Annotated in this window: 1 pseudogene; it reads right to left on the bottom strand. The window is 51.4% G+C overall.

Going from position 1 to position 1049, the window contains the following annotated elements:
* Nucleotides 1-890: pseudogene (locus tag AC0QHF_RS17770) on the bottom strand (hypothetical protein); the annotation flags it as partial.
* Nucleotides 891-1049: the final 159 nt, after the last annotated feature.

Raw genomic sequence — 1049 nt, forward strand, 5'->3', positions numbered from 1 at the left:
TCCTCATCGGGAGTATCGTCGACAACGGGAGTTTCCGTTTCCTCATCGGGAGTATCGGCGACAACGGGAGTTTCCGTTTCCTCATCGGCAGTTTCGTCAACTACCGGTTCGGATTCCTCATCGGGAGTATCGGCGACAACGGGAGTTTCCGATTCCTCATCGGCAGTTTCGTCAACTACCGGTTCGGATTCCTCATCGGGAGTATCGGCGACAACCGGAGTTTCCGTTTCCTCATCGGAAGTATCGACGACAACGGGAGTTTCCGTTTCCTCATCGGCAGTTTCGTCAACTACCGGTTCGGATTCCTCATCAGAAGTATCGGCGACAACGGGAGTTTCCGATTCCTCATCAGGAGTATCGGCGACAACGGGAGTTTCCGATTCCTCATCGGGAGTATCGGCGACAACCGGCTGGGATTCATCATCGGCAGTTTCGTCAACTACCGGTTCGGATTCCTGATTGGGAGTATCGGCGACAACGGGAGTTTCCGATTCCTGATTGGGAGTATCGACGACAACGGGAGTTTCCGATTTCTCATCGGCAGTTTCGACAACTACCGGTTCGGGTTGATTCTCGGTGTTGGAGATGTTATTGGGAAAGCCAGAGACAATTGAATCGAAGTTCTGGGTTTGTACAGCAAAGCTCTCGCTATTGTATTGAAATTCTTCAGAAATGCTCGTGATGTTCTGCATACCGAAGACAAAACTTTCGGCGGTGATGCGATCGCTCGAAACGTTCAAAAGCGTTACCAGGGGTGAACCATCTACGCTGACGACAGTATCCGTCTCAACCTGAGTGAGGGTCAGACCCTCGAACGAGAGGGACGGATCGGGAACGATAATAACATCAATCCCGACTTCAAAATCGGTGATCTTACCATAATTAACCATCCAAAATTGATCGGAACCCTGACCCCCCGTCAGGGTATTCTCTCCGTCCGTTCCGGGGAAGAGTTGGTCGTCGCCGAAGTCTCCAAACATTATACTCCGACGACCGCCGATCAAAATATCATCGTCTTTGCCGCCAAAGAGTTGATTGTCGGTTCCCGC

The organism is Lyngbya sp. CCY1209, from assembly GCF_055795065.1.